At 65.6% G+C, this 15,307-nt stretch carries 16 protein-coding genes; 5 read left to right on the top strand and 11 right to left on the bottom strand.

Annotation, left to right across the window (positions count from 1 at the left end; genetic code table 11):
- Nucleotides 1-69 precede the first annotated feature (69 nt).
- The 6 genes from C404_RS50455 to C404_RS50480 are packed head-to-tail and all read right to left on the bottom strand — an operon-like array spanning nucleotide 70 to nucleotide 7,364.
- Nucleotides 70-933 (bottom strand): polysaccharide deacetylase family protein, encoded by an 864-nt coding sequence (locus C404_RS50455; RefSeq protein ID WP_031329839.1) that lies wholly within the window; start codon nucleotides 931-933, stop codon nucleotides 70-72.
- Nucleotides 930-3,410, bottom strand: coding sequence for an MMPL family transporter (locus C404_RS50460; RefSeq protein WP_021196444.1), 2,481 nt, complete (start codon nucleotides 3,408-3,410; stop codon nucleotides 930-932). The genes C404_RS50455 and C404_RS50460 overlap by 4 nt, the downstream gene beginning before the upstream one ends.
- Nucleotides 3,410-4,000, bottom strand: a complete 591-nt coding sequence (locus tag C404_RS50465; protein WP_021196445.1) for a LolA family protein — start codon at nucleotides 3,998-4,000, stop codon at nucleotides 3,410-3,412. The genes C404_RS50460 and C404_RS50465 overlap by 1 nt, the downstream gene beginning before the upstream one ends.
- Entirely contained in the window at nucleotides 3,997-4,977 is a 981-nt protein-coding gene (locus tag C404_RS50470) for an LpxL/LpxP family acyltransferase (RefSeq protein ID WP_021196446.1), read from the bottom strand. Before C404_RS50470 ends, C404_RS50465 begins: the two co-directional genes overlap by 4 nt.
- On the bottom strand, nucleotides 4,974-6,689 hold the full coding sequence (locus C404_RS50475; protein ID WP_021196447.1) for an AMP-binding protein: 1,716 nt from the start codon (nucleotides 6,687-6,689) through the stop codon (nucleotides 4,974-4,976). Before C404_RS50475 ends, C404_RS50470 begins: the two co-directional genes overlap by 4 nt.
- A 33-nt stretch (nucleotides 6,690-6,722) precedes the next feature.
- Entirely contained in the window at nucleotides 6,723-7,364 is a 642-nt protein-coding gene (locus tag C404_RS50480; protein WP_021196448.1) for a membrane protein, read from the bottom strand.
- Nucleotides 7,365-7,892: 528 nt separating this feature from the next.
- Here C404_RS50480 and C404_RS50485 point away from each other — a divergent pair.
- Both C404_RS50485 and C404_RS50490 read left to right on the top strand, forming a co-directional pair.
- Nucleotides 7,893-8,153 carry a phosphopantetheine-binding protein gene (locus C404_RS50485; protein WP_021196449.1) on the top strand — a complete coding sequence of 87 codons (261 nt, stop codon included), beginning with the start codon at nucleotides 7,893-7,895 and terminating at the stop codon, nucleotides 8,151-8,153.
- A gap of 45 nt (nucleotides 8,154-8,198) precedes the next feature.
- Nucleotides 8,199-8,969, top strand: coding sequence for a glycosyltransferase family 2 protein (locus C404_RS50490; protein ID WP_031329840.1), 771 nt, complete (start codon nucleotides 8,199-8,201; stop codon nucleotides 8,967-8,969).
- Between the two features lie 13 nt (nucleotides 8,970-8,982).
- On the opposite strand, the gene C404_RS50495 is transcribed toward C404_RS50490, so the two are convergent.
- The gene (locus tag C404_RS50495) at nucleotides 8,983-9,564 is read right to left on the bottom strand and encodes a TetR/AcrR family transcriptional regulator (protein ID WP_021196451.1); all 582 of its coding nucleotides are present in this window, start codon (nucleotides 9,562-9,564) and stop codon (nucleotides 8,983-8,985) included.
- A gap of 295 nt (nucleotides 9,565-9,859) precedes the next feature.
- Between C404_RS50495 and C404_RS50500 the strand changes: the two genes are divergently transcribed.
- Both C404_RS50500 and C404_RS50505 read left to right on the top strand, forming a co-directional pair.
- Nucleotides 9,860-10,441: a tetratricopeptide repeat protein gene (locus C404_RS50500; protein ID WP_031329841.1), complete on the top strand. Its 582-nt coding sequence runs from the start codon at nucleotides 9,860-9,862 to the stop codon at nucleotides 10,439-10,441.
- A gap of 146 nt (nucleotides 10,442-10,587) precedes the next feature.
- The gene (locus C404_RS50505; protein WP_021196453.1) at nucleotides 10,588-11,421 is read left to right on the top strand and encodes a hypothetical protein; all 834 of its coding nucleotides are present in this window, start codon (nucleotides 10,588-10,590) and stop codon (nucleotides 11,419-11,421) included.
- Between the two features lie 109 nt (nucleotides 11,422-11,530).
- Here C404_RS50505 and C404_RS50510 read toward each other — a convergent pair whose 3' ends face one another.
- The 4 genes from C404_RS50510 to C404_RS50525 form a co-directional block, all read right to left on the bottom strand.
- Nucleotides 11,531-12,340 (bottom strand): c-type cytochrome, encoded by an 810-nt coding sequence (locus C404_RS50510; protein WP_021196454.1) that lies wholly within the window; start codon nucleotides 12,338-12,340, stop codon nucleotides 11,531-11,533.
- Between the two features lie 52 nt (nucleotides 12,341-12,392).
- Nucleotides 12,393-12,806, bottom strand: a complete 414-nt coding sequence (locus C404_RS50515; RefSeq protein WP_021196455.1) for a DUF6691 family protein — start codon at nucleotides 12,804-12,806, stop codon at nucleotides 12,393-12,395.
- A gap of 1 nt (nucleotide 12,807) precedes the next feature.
- A complete protein-coding gene (locus C404_RS50520; RefSeq protein WP_021196456.1) occupies nucleotides 12,808-13,242 on the bottom strand; it encodes a YeeE/YedE family protein in 435 nt (144 codons plus the stop codon).
- 140 nt (nucleotides 13,243-13,382) lie between these two features.
- On the bottom strand, nucleotides 13,383-14,492 hold the full coding sequence (locus tag C404_RS50525; protein ID WP_021196457.1) for a DUF2855 family protein: 1,110 nt from the start codon (nucleotides 14,490-14,492) through the stop codon (nucleotides 13,383-13,385).
- Nucleotides 14,493-14,525: 33 nt separating this feature from the next.
- Here C404_RS50525 and C404_RS50530 point away from each other — a divergent pair, with 33 nt between their 5' ends.
- A complete protein-coding gene (locus tag C404_RS50530; RefSeq protein ID WP_021196458.1) occupies nucleotides 14,526-15,218 on the top strand; it encodes a TetR/AcrR family transcriptional regulator in 693 nt (230 codons plus the stop codon).
- Nucleotides 15,219-15,307 lie beyond the last annotated feature (89 nt).

The raw sequence follows: 15,307 nt of genomic DNA on the forward strand, positions 1-15,307 counted from the left end.
AGGCGGGATTGGGGCTGTTGATGGGGTGAGGCTGGCTGGCGGGTGTCCCGGCTGCATACACAAATTTTATCAAACGGTCACTTGCGGCCCGCCCGGTTGCGACGCTTCCGATGCCAGCGCCGCGCGCAGGGTGATGCACCGCAACTGCGCTTGCGCGGCGGCTTGCAGCACCATCGGCAGCGCGGCCAGCAACACCGGCTGGCCGTGGGCATCGCGCGCCGCGTGGCCGTCGTGAACGAGCAGGATGTCCTGTGCTGCCAGGTTGTGCAGCAAGCGCCGCGCCACGGCAGCCGCATCGTGCGAGCGTGTGTCGAAGCCGCGTCGGGTCCAGCTCGCCAGTTGCAGGCCGAGCTGGCACAGCACGGGTTCGAGAAACGGGTTGCGCAACCCGGCGGGCGCACGGAAGAACAACGGGCGCGTACCGGTGATTTCCGTCAGCGTGTTCTGCGCGGCAGCGATCTCGCGCCGCAGCGCGCCGGGGCCTTGTAGCGAGAAGTGGTGCCGATGGCGCTGGCTGTGGTTTTCCACCGCGTGCCCGCGCGCGACGATGGCCTCGACGCAGTGCGGGTGTCGACGCGCCAGATCGCCAATGCAGAAGAACGTTGCTTTGGCGCCGTATGCGCCCAGCAGATCGAGCACGCGCGGCGTGACTTCGGGGTCAGGGCCGTCGTCGATGGTGAGCGCGATCTGCTGACCGACGGTTGCCGGCAGGCGCGTCCAGTTGGGCCCGAGCAGCGAACTGCGTGGCCACAGCCCGGCGGCCATCAGCGCCAGGTGCGAGGCAACGACGGCACCACCCGCCAACGGCCAGGACGACGGTTGTGCCACCACCGCCACGGCAGCGCCCGCGTGCAGTGCCAACGCACCGCTGATGAGCGGCGTGGGTTTCCAGCGCCGTGCCATGCCGAGGGGGTGGGTGAGCGGAGTGTTCATGCGGCAGTGTGCTGATCGGGGGCAGCCTTTGGCGCGAGGATGGCGGCAAACACCAGCGCCAGCATGGCGCCGGGGCCGACGGTCAACCCGAAGGTCTCCAGCATCGGCACGCGCGAGAATGCCAGCAGGCCGAAGCCGGCCACCGTCGCCAGGTTGGCCACCAGCAGGGATACCAGTGTCTGCGATGCTGGTTGTGAGGGCTGTGACGTGCCTGTGCGCTGGTTGAAGAACAACGCGTAGTTCGAACCCACTGCCACGATCAGCAGCATGCCCACCAGATGCAGGATGGTCAGTTGGACACCCGCCAGCGCAAAGCCGGCGGTAACGACCAGCACCGCCGCCACCAGTGGCGCCAGCGCGCGCAGTGTGCGTTGTGCAGAACGCAGCGCGACCCACAGCAGCAACGCAATCGCCGCGAACCCCGCCAGGGAGAGGTGGATGTCCTCACGCACGTAGTTGACGTAGAGGCGGTCGGCTTCCGCCTTCAGGTCGACGAACAGTGCGCCGGGCAGGTTGGCGTGCTCGACGGCAGCGCGAATGGCTGCTGCATTCAAGCTGGGTGGGTTTGCGGTCTGAGCGTCTGCTTTGTCGATGGAGGGCGCGCGCAGCGGAAGCATGGCACTCCACTGGCCGTCGCGCTCCGTGAGCAGGGCATCAACGGCTAGTGCCATCGATGTGCCTTGCAGATCAGCGCGGCGCAGCAGCGGTTGTTTGCGTGCGGCGGCCACGTCGGCGATGAAGGGAGCGAAGAGCTCCGGCTTCACGCGGATGGGCTGATCTTCAACGGCGGCGCGCATGCGCGCGGTCAGCACGTCAGCGGGCGGCAGGCTGGCCAGGCGCGCGCGCTGTGTGGCATCGCTTGGCAGATAGCGCGCGGGGTTCTCGAACCCGGCCAGCGCGCCCGCATCCACCAACGGTTGCAGTTGTGCGGCCACTCTCTCTGCGCCTTGCAACGCTGCCTGCTCGCTCGCGCCGGGAATCACCACCAGATAGCGCACGTCCGGTGCACCCACGTCGGCGCGTAGGCTGGCGTCGAGTGCTTGGCTATTAGCGGGCACTGGGCTGAGTGCGGCAAGCTCGCGGCTCCAGAGGCCATCGCGATGCAGCGCTAGTGCGGCGCACGCACCTACCAGCGTGAGCACGAGTGTCCAACGCAGGCGCGGTGCGGCTTGCGTAGCGCGTGTCAGCCACGCACCGAGCTTGGCAACGTCGCGAATCTCCACGTGCGTACCGCGAAGATGCGGCAGCACATAGCGCGTGACCATCGCTGCCGTTACCAGACCAACAATCGAATACAGCCCCAGTTGCACAAGCCCCGGAAAGCCAGAGAACAGCATCGACGCAAAACCGCACACCGAGGTCAGCACGCCCAGGCGGATGGTCGGCCAGTACGTGGCAATCCACGCACGCAGTGAATCGGCGGGGCGCGCCGTGTGTGCGCCTGCAGATTGCACGAACAGATAGATCGAATAGTCGACAGCCTCGCCGATGAGTGTGGTGCCGAACCCGAGTGTCAGCCCATGCACCGAGCCGAACCCAATGCTGACCGCCGCCACGCCGGCCGCCACCCCCGAGAGCACCGGCAGCAGCCCGAGCACCAGCGTGCGCGGCGAGCGATACACCGTCAGCAGCAGCGCCACGATCAACACCAGGCTTAATGCGGAGAGCCGTTCCACGTCGTGCTTGATGGTGTCGCGCGTGTCGACCGAGAAGAAACCGGGGCCGGTCATCAGCAGCTTGGCCGATGTGGCGTTCGGTGTGGCATGCACAGCGGCATCGAATGCGCGGCGCACGGTGTCAATGGCGCGCGCCTGCGCATCGGTGTCGGAGCCGGCGGCAGAGGTCTGCGCGACCAGCACGGCACGCGTGCCATCGCGCGAGGCCCAAACGCCGTTCGACAGGGAGGGCAGTGCGGTGCTGTCCAGTTGGCTGACAAGCGCGGCCACTTCGCCGGTCGGGTCATGCGGCAGCATGTTTTTGGCGACGAGGCCGGCGGACGACGCCAGCAGGTCCAGGCTTTCGCCCAGCGCCTGGTGCAACCCCTCTGCCGAAAAGCGCTGCGGTGTGACGGCCGGGCTCAGCACATAACGGTGTTCAAAGACGAACTGCCGATCGCGCGCTTCGCTCACGGGCTCGCCGTTGTTGATGGCGCTGAATTGCGCATCCGCACGCAGCGTGGCCGCGAGTTGCCGGGACAACGCTGCGCGCGTGGTGGCCGCATCATCCCCTCCACCGCCTTCGATGCCGATGAGGATCAACCGCGACACCAACCCTTCGCGCAGCTGATCGACCAGCACGCGCTGCTCGGCGCTGGGCGAACGCGGCAGAAAAGCGGAGAGGTCCGCCGTGAAGCTCGTGCGGCCGATGACGACGGCGCACAGCAGCAGGCCGAGCAGCCATACGAGCACCGCGGGCTGCCGGGCTGCATGCCGCAGTCCACCTGTGGCGTTAGCGGGCTCACGCATCGGCGTCAACATCAGTTGACCGGTTGCAGGCGCATCAGCGAGTGATCGCCGTCAGCCTGGCGGATGGTGACGCTGCGCAGCACATCGCGCGTGCCATCCAGCGTGATGGTGCTGACCACCTTCTGCATACGCGTGTCGATGGGGGTGAGCGTGAGCGTCCAGTCATCGCCCCGGCCGCTGATGGCGACCTTGTACACCGCTTCGAGCGCATAGCGGTTGCCGGCCAGTGTGGCGCGGATGCTCTCGATGAACGCGGCAAGCTCCGGATACTGCCCGAGCGGCATCGAGAATTTGCGCTGGTTGCGCTCGACGGTCAGCGTGTTGCCGTCGATCACCAGGTGCTCGGGTTTGGGGCGCAGCGTGTGCTTTTCCAGGTGGTCGGGCGCGACGAAGACAAGTTCGCCGGAGGACTCGATGGGCTGCGCGGCAATCGACAGGGTCTTCGTTTCGGTAAAGGTGGCGCGCCCGGATTTGTTGTGGGCGAGGGTCGACATCAGGCGGTCGAGCGTCCAGCCTGAAACGTCCGCGGCATGGACGGTGCTGGCCAGCAGGCTGGCCGCGAGCATGGCAACGCAGGCGCGAAACAGTGAGCGTCGGTTCATGGCGTCGGGGTTTCCTGGCGTTCCGGGTGTCCGGCGGGTTGCCGTTCCGTCGCGCTGGCATCGTGCCAGAAGTCGAAGAAGTTGAACCAGTTGTAGGGCGCTGTGCGGCAGCCGTGTTCAACGTGCTCTACATAGCGTGCCAGCGCGGTCTGGACAGCGGCGGCGCGGTCCTCGCGTTGCAGGTTCGTGAAGTCGGCCAGCTTGTTGAACTGCACGGCATAGCGGTTGCCGCCCAGGTGCAGGCCGGTCATGAACAGCACGGGCCGCTTGAGCATGGCCGCCATGTGTAGCGGCCCAAGCGGAAACGCTGCAGGGGCACCGAGGAAGTCCACACGCTGCACGGAAGGGCCGGCATCGCGCAGCAACGTACGATCAGCCAGCATGCCCACCAGGCCGTTGGCATCGAGCACCTCGCGCACCTGCAGCATGGCATCGACGCGCCCCAGCGGAATGATCTCTGGCGCCGCCGCCGGGTTGATGGCGGCAACGGCGGCGTTGATGTTGCGCGCGTTGTCTTCGTACATGGCAACTGCAACACGTAACCTCGGCAGGTCCGGCAGATCGGACGCCGCACGGCCCAGCGCGCGCACCACCTCGAAGCTGCCGAGATGCGCGCCCAGCAGAAACGCGCCGCGCCCCTGCGCGAGGGCTTCGTGCACGTGCTCCTGGCCCTTCAACTGAATGTCGAACAGGTCGAACCGCGCATGCATCAGGTAGATGCGATCGTGGATCGTGGTGCCGAAGGTGAGCATGTGCCGATAGACGTCACGTAGCCCAACGGGGTGGTCAAGCACGCGCCGCAGATAGTCGCGCGACGCACGGTACGCGGCGGGCGAGCACAGCACGAAGTACAGCGTGCCCAGCCTTAGCAGGAGCCGGCCAAACGGCCGACCCAGGTGCAGCGATGCCCAGGTCATCGCGCGCAGCGCTGCGAGATTGCTCCGCTCCGGGCGCTCTGCCCATTCCGGGCGCTTCATGCGGGCACACCTTCTGACGCCCTCGGTTGCGCGCTGAGCACACCGTTGGCGACTTCACGCTCACCCGCGCGGATGGTGAAACGGATCGCGCCACTGGCCGCCGTTTCGAACGCGAGATCCAGCGCTTCACCCGGCGCCGCAGGGCTCAGGAACTTGGCCGAACCGAGCTGGCAGGCATCGAGCGAACGGCCCAGCGCCACGCCGATCGTGTGGATCGCATGATCGAGCAGGACTACGCCCGGCACGATCGGGCGTCCCGGAAAGTGGCCGGGCAGTGCAGGGTGGTCTGCGGGGATGGTGAAACGCGTGGCGGGCTTCCGGTGGTGGCGTTCCAATTGCTGTGCAACCAACGTCGCCAGCACCTCTCGCGCAATCTTGCCGGTGCCGTTGCGCGGCAACGCCTCCACAAACAGCAGCGGGCGCGGCAGGAACGCCGCATCGATGCGCTCTTGGAGCGCGCGCAGCAGTGCCGCCGCACTCAGCCCCGGCGCAACGACCAGTGCCACCAGCCGCGTGACCGGCAACCCGCCGTAAGCATGCGGCGTGGGCGGTGCGTCGTCCGGCATGAAGAACACGCCGTCCACCACGCCCGGAATCGCATTGAGCTGATGGTTCAGATACGCCAGCGAAGACCGCTTGCCGGCAATGTTGATGAGATCGGCCTTGCGGCCTTGCAGCAGGAAGTGCGTGTCGTCCAGCAACGCCAGCGTGTCGCCCATCGGCACCGGGGTTTCCACGTGCCCACCGGACACCCAGACGGTGGGGCCGTCGTCATCGGCTGTGCTGGTGAGCAACTCCAGACGAACGTCGGGGTACGCATGCCACGCGGTGTCTTGCGCCGTGCGTCGCGTGGCGAGCTGGCCGGTTTCGGTGCTGCCATAGATTTCGAGCAGCGGTGCGGCCAGGCGTGCCTCCGCCTCGCGCGCAAGCGCTTCCGACAGCGGCGCAGTGGCTGACAGCACCAGCGCTGCGGCCGGCAAGGTGGGTTCCGACGCCAGCAGCGCCCGCAGGTGCACCGGCGAGGTCACCAGCACGCGCGGCGCCGGCACGGCTTCAAGCGCTTCGCGGATATCCGCCGGATAGAACGGTTGCCGGTTGCTCAACGCCAGGCCGGCCTGCAGCGCGAGCAGGACCGTGACCTCAAAGCCATACATATGCTGCGCCGGCACCGTGCCAACCAGCGTGAATGCGCGCCCATCGTCCAGCCCAAGCCGTGCGGCCCCCGCGCGCATGCATCGCACGAGAGCGCCCCACGTCTTGCGATGCGGCACGGGCGTGCCGGTCGAGCCGGACGTGAACAGATAGGCCATGACCTGTGACGCATCAATCTGCGGAACATGCGGCGGCACCTCGGCCAGCGCATCGCCCCGCGTCGCATCATCGGTGTAGTGAAAGCCGGGCAGGTCGACGGGGCATGCGCTTGCGTCATGCAGGCAGAACACATCGGGCGCGAACGCTGCCAGTTGACGCACCATCTGCGGTGTCTGCATGGGCGGCAGCAGGCTGATCTTGCCGGCCACCAGCGTGGCGCACAGGCCGACGGCAAAGCGGTAACGGTCCGTACAGGCGTTGAAGACGTGACCGCCCGGCGGGAGCATCGCGGCCAATCGCTTCACGTCGGCCAGGAACGCACGCACGGAAACCGGTGCGCCGTCGCGCCAGGCGAGCGTGTGGTCCAGCGATGCGTGGGAGACCAGCGGGTAAGTCGGCATGCAGCAATCTCGGGGGATGCGGTCGGTATGGGTTCAGCGGGATTGCCGGTGGTGCCGGTACGCACGCACGGCGTCGAACAGGCTGGAGCGCGGCTCGCCGCGCAGCACGAGGCGCCGGCAGAGGTATTCCACGGCAAACATCGCGCCCACCAGCGGCAGCGATACATAGTTGGCAAACGTCGACCACGTGATGATCGATGCCGCGGCAAACAGCAGCGTGGATACCGCCGCCGTTGCCAGGAAGAACAGCATCCAGGCCACCGTCACCTGCCGCGAATAGCGCGCAATGCGTGGCGTGAGCGTGCCGTGCACGATGGCCGCAAAGCGCGTGCACAGCGGCTCGCGCCCAGCAACGAGCGTGCGGCCGAATACGTAAGCCATCATCAGGTTGAAGCTCGCATGTTCGAGATACAGGCCCCATTCGAAATGGCGCGACAGCGGTTCGTGGAGCATCCACAGTGCCCCGCTGACAACGCACCACAGCGGCAACAACCAGGCACGCTGCGTAGCGCGCGCCGCGGCCACCAGTGCAATGACCAGCGGTGGCACGAGTGCCATCGCCAGGCCAAAGCCATGCATGCCCGGCGTCGCCACCGCGTAATGCGCGCCCACCTGATAGGCGACGACTGCAGCCACACCTGCCGCAGCGCGCACGATGCCGGTCAGTCGATCCATGTCAGAAGGGGGCAGAATAGGGTGTGCTGCATCAGGCGTGTGGATGTGTCTGTCCGGTTTCCTGTGATGCCGGGCGCTTTCATCATACGCACGGCACAGCGGGCCGGTTGGTGCGGTCCGGACCTTGCCAGACGGTTCTGGCGGGCCACATTTTAGTGGCCTACACGTGACTCGCCCGACTGGCCGATGTCGCGTTTGTAACCGGATGTACATCTTGTCGAAAGCGCTACGACAGCGCCTGGCTGCCGATTCGCGATACCGCGCGGTGTTGGCTCCGCCGTTGAATCGTTTGCGTCACAAACGCCGGTGTGACGCGCGGGGTTTTTGTCACGGTTTCGCGCTATACGAGGGGGGTGCCTTCGACTAGAATCCGCCTAGCTTAAACGACCCCCACACCGCACGGGCGGGGGCAGGGCAAGGCAGGGTTTCAGGCGAGGAGGACGTCTCGCTTCAGGCCACATTCCTGGCCGCATTCCCTTGCTACAGGGTCTGTCCGCAGACGCTACGCTGCCCGTGTGAGCAAGACCGATGAACGATCTGGAAAAAGAACTCGCCACCCTGATGATTGGCGAGTTGAATCTCGAAGACATCCAACTCGATACCCTGAGCGCTGATACGCCGTTGTACGGTGAAGGGTTTGCGCTCGACTCCATCGATATCCTTGAAGTCGCGCTGCTGATCTCCAAGAAGTACGGCTTTGAACTGCGTTCGGGCAATCCGGACAACGCCAAGATCTTCGCTTCGCTGGGCTCGCTGGCAGCCTACGTCGCCGCGCACCGCACGCGATAGGCACGCGCTGGTTTTGCCCGCACGTTGCCGCACACGCATGACGCCATGCCGATGACTGGCGCATCTTCCACGCACCTCGTCCTGATCCCGAGCTACAACCCGGGCGTCAAGCTGGATGAGACCGTGCGCAGCGCCCGCACGCAATGGAACCCCGTGTGGGTGGTGGTCGACGGCAGTACCGATGGCAGCGCCGAGCGCCTGCAGGCCATGGCCGCGCAAGACCCGGGGCTGCACGTGATCCTGCTGCCGCGCAATCGGGGCAAGGGCGTGGCCATTCAGGCCGGGCTCGAGGCCGCTGCCGCGCATGGTTTCTCTTACGTGCTGACCATGGATTCCGACGGCCAGCACCCCGCTGACCTGATCCCCGCCTTCATGGCCGCCTCGCAGGCGGCGCCCGATGCCATGATTCTCGGGCAACCGGTATTTGACGCAAGCGCACCGCAATTGCGCGTGCAGGGGCGGCGCCTGTCGAACGTGTGCGCGGACATCGAAACGCTATGGGCGGGCATTGGCGATACGTTGTTCGGATTCCGCGTGTATCCGATCGCGCCGCTGCTTGCCATCATGCGCCGGCACACCTGGATGCGCGGCTTCGACTTCGACCCCGAAGCGGCCGTGCGCCTGTGCTGGGCCGGTGTGCGCCCCATTCGGGTGGATGCGCCGGTGCGCTACTTTCGGGTGAGTGAAGGTGGCGTGTCGCACTTCCAATATCTGCGCGACAACATCCTGCTGGTGGGCATGCACCTGCGCCTGATAGCGGGTGGGCTGCTGCGTTTGCCCTGGCAGGTCGCCCGACGCTTGCAGCGGGGCTGGTAGAGACGACGCCGGCTTATGCGATGGCGCGCGCGCCGGCTTTGGCCTGGTTCAGCAGGGTCTGTGCTGCGAGCCACGCCCGCGTGGCGGCAGTCGGATCGCCCGCGGCACGCGCATCGGCCGTGGCGCCGGAAAGCAGCATCACATAGACCCCCGCGAGTTGCCGCGCCGCATCGGTGGGCACGACCTCTGCGAGCAGCGTCTCGATCATGTTGAGCAGGTCGTCGCGGTAGCGTATCGCCACGTCGGTCACCTTGGGGCAGGTCGCGCCAAACTCGGCCAGCGCGCGCTCGAACAGGCAGCCCGCAAACTCCGGGCTGCGGAACCACGCCTCATACCAGTCGAAGATGCCCTTCAGGCGGGCCGTGACGTCAGGCATGGTCGAAAGCCGCTCGGCCATGCTGTTCATGATGAAGGTGTAGCGCTGCTCCAGCACTTCCTTGATCAGGTCTTCCTTGCCGGAAAAGTGCCGATATAGCGTCATGCGCGCGACGCCGGACTCGCTGATGATCCAATCGATGCCGACCGGGTAGAAGCCGTGCCGGGAAAACAACTCGCTGGCCTTGTCCACCACCTGTTGGCGCTTGCTTGCGCGCATCGCACCCTCTCTTAATTGCTGGCTTGCATCTTAGCATCGGCCCCTTGCCGCATCCTGTGGATCGGGCTGCGGCCGAACCGTGCGCAGACTGTTGTTGCCCCGTCAGCTTTACGCTTTGGTAACACAACGGCACATGGTTGACGCTAAAGTAGACCGATCTATATCATGTGCCCGCGATTCGTTATGTGGGGCGGGGAATAGAAGGCTTTGCGCGATCGGCTGGGGCACACCCATCCGGGGCTGACAGGGCCTCTCTCAATCGAACAGCAACAATAAGAAATTAGGGGTCAGACGAATGCGTAATCGTTTGCTGATGCTGGGGGCCGTCGTGTGGCTGGCCGCCTGTGCCCAGCCTCAACCGCCCAGCGATGTGGTGCGGATTTGCGATGATCGTGGGTGTGCCGATCGGCCGAAGGCTCAAGTGGCTTTTGACCAGGCGAACATCCCGGACGAAGACCCGCGTATCACGGCCCTTAAAGACGTTGCCAAGCGAGAACCCAAGGCCGCCTATGACCTGGGCCTGCGCTACTTCCGCGGTGACGGCGTGCGCCAGGACAGCTACCAGGCGCTGGTGTGGATGCGCGAGGCTGGCGAGCACGGCAACCTGCAGGCGCAGAAGGCACTCGGCGCGTTCTATCTGTTCGGCCTCGAAGAGATGGGCTCTGACCCGGCTGAAGCCGAAAAATGGCTCTCGATTGCGGTGAGCCGCGGCGACAAGGAATCCAAGAAACTGCTCGACGAAGCGCGCAAGGCAAAACGGTCGGAGCAGGACGACTACAAGTGGCGCTCGCAGTGGCGCACCACCTATTACAACTATTGGTACTCGGGTTATCCGTATCTGGGCGTCTGGCGTCAGACGACCTGGTACTGGTATTGACCGGTGATCAGATAGCAAAAGCGTTATCGCGTTTTTAAGGCGCTTTGGGGAGGGGGAAAAACTCGTCGCGCGCCTTGCCAAGGGGGGCTTATCGAGTCGAAGGACGCGTAAGCCGGAAATCGACTCAATTCGAGCCACAAAACAATATGAAAACCAATCTCTTCAGCCGCACTGCCAAGTTTGCAGGCGTGGCCGTGATCGCTGCTTCCCTCGCCGCATGTGCAGGTGGTGGCGTTGTGACCCCGGGCGGCCAGAACGCCGGCGTGAGCGGTGCTGCTGCCGGCGGCTCCAGCGCAGGCGCAGACCCGACGCTCGAGCGTTGCGCCTCGCCGCTGGGCACGATCGCGATGGATGACGGCCGCAACGCCGACTGGTACGGCCAGTTCGGTAGCGCCACCAAGATCACCACGATCGATCCGCTGCTGCGCCTGGCTGTGCAGCAGTCCAACTGCTTCGTGATCACGTCGATCGGCAACCAGAAGACCGACGCACGCCTGTCGCGCATCACCGATCTGCAGCGCAACTCCGGCGAATACCGTGCCGGTTCCAAGCAGCAGAAGGGCCAGCGTGTGGCGGCTGACTACTACATGGAGCCGCAGATCATCATCAACGATTCGCCGATCGGTGGCGTGGCTGGCGCCGTGGGCGGCCTGCTGGGCAACAGCGCGATTGCCGCGCTGGCCGGCAGCGTGAAGTCGAAGGCTTCGGTCGTTACGCTGACGCTGTTTGACGTGCGCTCGGCCGTGCAGATCGCCGCTGCCGAAGGCAGCTCGACGGCCACCAACTACGGTGCTGTACTGGCCGGCTTTGGCGGTGGCGTGGGCGGCGGTCTGGCTGGCTTCTCCAGCACGCCGGAAGGCAAGGCCACGGTGGTCGCCTTCATCGACGCCTGGAACAAGATGGTCGTTGCGCTGCGCAGCTACAAGGCGCAAGACGTGAAGGGCGGTCTGGGCCGTGGCGGTCAGCTCAAGGTCAACTGAGTATTGAGCGGGGATTCACACAGAAGAGACGCCTAGCGTCCTGATGTGTCAAAGAGAAAAGCCTGCGGCGGTGACGTCGCAGGCTTTTTCTTTGTTGAATGCGATGGTGTCAGCGCGCGTCTTTCGGCTTGTCGCCCTTGGGCCAATCCTTGACGCGTTCGGCATAGTCGGGGCGCGGCTGCTGGGTGAAGAACCCGGCCACGTCCACGGCCTCCTGCGCGGTCAGCGTGCCGCCCTGGCCTAGCGGCATGTTGTGCTTCACGAACGGGGCCGCCGTGTACAGGCGTGCCATGCCCGCACCGACATTGAACGCATCCTTGCCCCACAGCGGCGGCATCAAGTAGCCGCCTTGCGGGTTCGGCATGCCCTGGCCTTCGGCGCCGTGGCAGGCGGCGCAACGCTGCGCATAGATGGCCTTGCCGTTTTCGTGATTCGGCACGAGCGTGGTGTCGATCTTCTCGAAGCCGCGACCGTTCACGTTGGTGCCCACGGGCACGCCGCTGGACAGCCACTTCATGTACGCGAGGATGGCGTTCATGTCCTCGCCGTCAAAGGCAATCGGCTTGCCGTTCATCGAGCGCTGGAAGCAATCATTCACGCGCTGCTGCAACGAGATGACGGCACCGCTGCGCGCGCGGTATTCCGGAAACGCGGCAGTCAGCCCCACCCACGGCGCGGCGTATGGCGTGGTGCCGCCGTTCAGGTGGCAGCTCGTGCAGTTCAGGCCGTTGCCGACGTTGTGGGGCAACTGGCGCTTGGTGTCGGTGAGGATCAGCTTGCCGCGCTTGATGGCGTCGCCCACCGGGCCGGCAGGGATGGTGGCTTCGTCGGGCACCGGCAGTGTGCTCGGCGTGGTTTGTGCGAATGCGGATGTGCTGACAGCCAGCGCCAATGCGGCGCCGAGTTTGCCAAGCGTCATGTTGCCCCCTGTGGGTTGGTTGTGTGTTGTTCTAGAGGTCGAGGTTGCGCGGCTAGCGCTTGCGCTCGATGGCGCTGAAGACGGCCATGCCCGCCAGCATGGCAACGACAAAGCCGATGGCCTTGGGTACGCCCGCGCCCAGCGCTACCAGTGCCGGCCCCGGGCAGAACCCTGCCAGGCCCCAGCCAATACCGAAGACCGCGCTGCCGAGCACCAGCCGTGTGGTGATGCCCGTAGCCGACGGCCATTGGATCAACGTGCCGAGCAGCGAGCGCCCGCGCCGCCGCGCAATGAAGAAGGCGACCGCGCCGACGGCAATCGCTCCACCCATCACGAAGGCCAGCGATGGGTCCCAGTGGCCGAACAGATCCAGAAAGCCGAGCACCTTGGCCGGATTGGCCATGCCCGACACGATGAGCCCCGCACCAAACAGCAGGCCCGCGATCAACGCAATCACGATCGGCATATCAGCCTCCCACCACGTGTCGCATCACGAACACGGTGGCGATGCCCGCGGCCATGAAGGTGAGGGTTGCCACCAGCGAGCGCACGGAGCCGCGCGACAAACCGCAGACACCGTGGCCGCTCGTGCAGCCGCCCGCATAGCGCGTACCGATGCCGACCAGGAAGCCGGCGGCGAGGACCTCGCCCCAGCCGGCGGAGATGTCCGGCACCACGGGCTGACCGAGCAGCGCCGCAATGACTGGCGCCCCGATCAACCCGACAAGAAAGGCGATACGCCAGTCCATGTCGCCACGCGGGCGCTGCAGCAGCCCGCCGACAATGCCGCTGATGCCGGCAATGCGTCCGTTGCCCAGTACCAGCACGGCTGCGGCCAGCCCGATGATCAGGCCGCCAATCATGGCCGCGCCCGGCGTGAAATGCGCAAAGTCAATCGACATGGGAGCAGGGGGGGAATTAATTAGGTCTCAAATAATATATAAATTTGTAGATTGTTTGTTGGATCCCCCCAGGGATACGAAGGCATCACGCGCGAGCAATGCCGTGTCTTCGCGCGCGTGAGCTACTGCCAGCGTATTCGTTACAGGCGGATCACATAGCCTTCACGCGGGTGCGTACGCCCGGCGTGCAGCGCGGCAATGCGCGCTTGTGCAGCCGTCATGCCGTGTTCCTCGATCAGCGTGAGCCAGCCGTGCGCGGGTTCGCGCACGTGGTCGATGAAGCGTCGTTGTGCCGCGTTGAACTTCTCGGTGACGACGGCGGGGCCCCAGTCGGCGTTGCGCTTGCGGATCTGTACCGGCGCGAAATAGAACTGCGGCGCCGGACCGGGCAGAGCTTCGGATTGGATGAAATCCGTGTTCTGCGCGGAGCCCGCAAAGCAGTCGTACACCAGCGCATCGCCAAGGTGCTCGTGTACGCGCCGGCGCAGTGCTGCATCGCCGGAGAAGTCGACGTAGAGCGTGGGGATGTCGGTGGCAAGCGTATCGAGTGCGTCGTAAGTGACGCTGTCGTGGTAGCAGCCTAGGCCGTCGACGAAGGCGCGATTGCTTGCAGAGGTGAGCGCGGTGAGCGTGAGCCCCGGCGTGTCCTGCAGGCAGAACGCCGTGCCATACGCCGTCTTGCTGGAGGCGCTGGAGAACACCAGCCGCCGTGCGCCAAAGAAGGCGTTGTCCGAGAGAAAATCCGCCAGCATGAACGACGTGATGAACAGCGGCCGGTACAGGATCTGGTAGTTCTCCAGCGCGGCGTCGTAGGCCGCATCCTGCGTCACGCGCGTGTACTGGTTGTAGGCAGAGACCAGCGCCTGGCGGTGTGCGGCACCATCGTAGAAGCCACGCGGCGTCACCCGTTCGGGCTGCATGCGCAGGTGCGTGGCGATCGGGAAATAGCCGTAGAAACGCTCGCCCTCGTCGATGCCTTCCACGGTGGAGCTCACCACATCGGCAAAACCCCACACCGGCATGTGGCCCCAGCCTTCCTGCCCGGTGGGGAAGAACGACCAATACTGCATGGCATCGCCAAAGGCCGCGTAGGTGATGTTGTTGGTGGTGAGCGCGAAGCGGTCCAAGCGCAAGACGACCTCGCCGGGCGCAGCCTGGGGAGCTGCATCGGCGCTTTCCAGCCGGCTTTCGTTTAGGGCATGCTTGTGCGTGAAGAGCCGCTCGTACGCGGCGTTCTTGGGGGCGTTCATGGTGTCTCCTCCATTTTCGGGATCGATGGGCTGATGGCTTCACTCTATCGCCGGCAATCCGGCACCGGGTTCGGAAACGCGCCGACGGAACACACCGCACCGGCAGGCCCCGCCAAGCCGCTGAAACGGCCGTCGCAGCGCCGTGCAAAGTTCACCGTGCAGGCCATCTACGAGGCGTTTGTTCGGATTTGGCAGCGCGACGGCGCACAGGCCGCCACCACGCGCGCGGTGGCGCTGGAGGCCGGCTGCTCGGTCGGCACGTTGTACGAGTACTTCCCGAACAAGGAGGCACTGCTGTCCGGCTATGTGCGTCACACCATCGAGGTGCTGCTCGGGCGCATTCAGCGCGAGGTGATCGATCGCACGGATCTGCCCTGGCGCGACCGCGTGCGCCATCTTGTGCGCCTGTCCTGTGGCGATCCGGCGCTCGATCCGCCGTACTTCGACCACGCCATGCTGATGCGCGAAGACCGCATCGCCGAGCCCAAGCACCACCGGCGTTTCTTCGACGAGCTGAGCGCCGCCTGGCGTCAGGCGCTGGATGCCTGTGCCGACCTGCCGGCCCGGCCCGAGGACGCCTTGCTGCAGACACTGCTGCTGGCCATCTGGGGCGCGCGGCGCTACCGCCTGCTGTTGCCCGATGCGCCACCTGCACCCGACGTGTGGATCGGCGAGATGGAGCGGCTCTGCCTCGTTGCCCTGGCTGCCACGCAAGACGTTGCTTGATGTCGCATCGTGCCGACACCGCGCGAAACAAGGGTGCGAACCGATTGTCTGGGCAGCGCATCCTCGCTAGGCTGGGATTTTGCTGTTGA

This window comes from Ralstonia sp. AU12-08, from assembly GCF_000442475.1.
GTDB lineage: Bacteria > Pseudomonadota > Gammaproteobacteria > Burkholderiales > Burkholderiaceae > Ralstonia > Ralstonia insidiosa.

Excerpts from the sequence above, each read along its gene's own strand:
- C404_RS50455 (WP_031329839.1), bottom strand. The coding sequence starts at position 933 with ATGAACACTCCGCTCACCCACCCCCTCGGCATGGCACGGCGCTGGAAA.
- C404_RS50460 (WP_021196444.1), bottom strand. The coding sequence starts at position 3,410 with ATGTTGACGCCGATGCGTGAGCCCGCTAACGCCACAGGTGGACTGCGG.
- C404_RS50465 (WP_021196445.1), bottom strand. The coding sequence starts at position 4,000 with ATGAACCGACGCTCACTGTTTCGCGCCTGCGTTGCCATGCTCGCGGCC.
- C404_RS50470 (WP_021196446.1), bottom strand. The coding sequence starts at position 4,977 with ATGAAGCGCCCGGAATGGGCAGAGCGCCCGGAGCGGAGCAATCTCGCA.
- C404_RS50475 (WP_021196447.1), bottom strand. The coding sequence starts at position 6,689 with ATGCCGACTTACCCGCTGGTCTCCCACGCATCGCTGGACCACACGCTC.
- C404_RS50480 (WP_021196448.1), bottom strand. The coding sequence starts at position 7,364 with ATGGATCGACTGACCGGCATCGTGCGCGCTGCGGCAGGTGTGGCTGCA.
- C404_RS50485 (WP_021196449.1), top strand. The coding sequence starts at position 7,893 with ATGAACGATCTGGAAAAAGAACTCGCCACCCTGATGATTGGCGAGTTG.
- C404_RS50490 (WP_031329840.1), top strand. The coding sequence starts at position 8,199 with ATGCCGATGACTGGCGCATCTTCCACGCACCTCGTCCTGATCCCGAGC.
- C404_RS50495 (WP_021196451.1), bottom strand. The coding sequence starts at position 9,564 with ATGCGCGCAAGCAAGCGCCAACAGGTGGTGGACAAGGCCAGCGAGTTG.
- C404_RS50500 (WP_031329841.1), top strand. The coding sequence starts at position 9,860 with ATGCGTAATCGTTTGCTGATGCTGGGGGCCGTCGTGTGGCTGGCCGCC.
- C404_RS50505 (WP_021196453.1), top strand. The coding sequence starts at position 10,588 with ATGAAAACCAATCTCTTCAGCCGCACTGCCAAGTTTGCAGGCGTGGCC.
- C404_RS50510 (WP_021196454.1), bottom strand. The coding sequence starts at position 12,340 with ATGACGCTTGGCAAACTCGGCGCCGCATTGGCGCTGGCTGTCAGCACA.
- C404_RS50515 (WP_021196455.1), bottom strand. The coding sequence starts at position 12,806 with ATGCCGATCGTGATTGCGTTGATCGCGGGCCTGCTGTTTGGTGCGGGG.
- C404_RS50520 (WP_021196456.1), bottom strand. The coding sequence starts at position 13,242 with ATGTCGATTGACTTTGCGCATTTCACGCCGGGCGCGGCCATGATTGGC.
- C404_RS50525 (WP_021196457.1), bottom strand. The coding sequence starts at position 14,492 with ATGAACGCCCCCAAGAACGCCGCGTACGAGCGGCTCTTCACGCACAAG.
- C404_RS50530 (WP_021196458.1), top strand. The coding sequence starts at position 14,526 with ATGGCTTCACTCTATCGCCGGCAATCCGGCACCGGGTTCGGAAACGCG.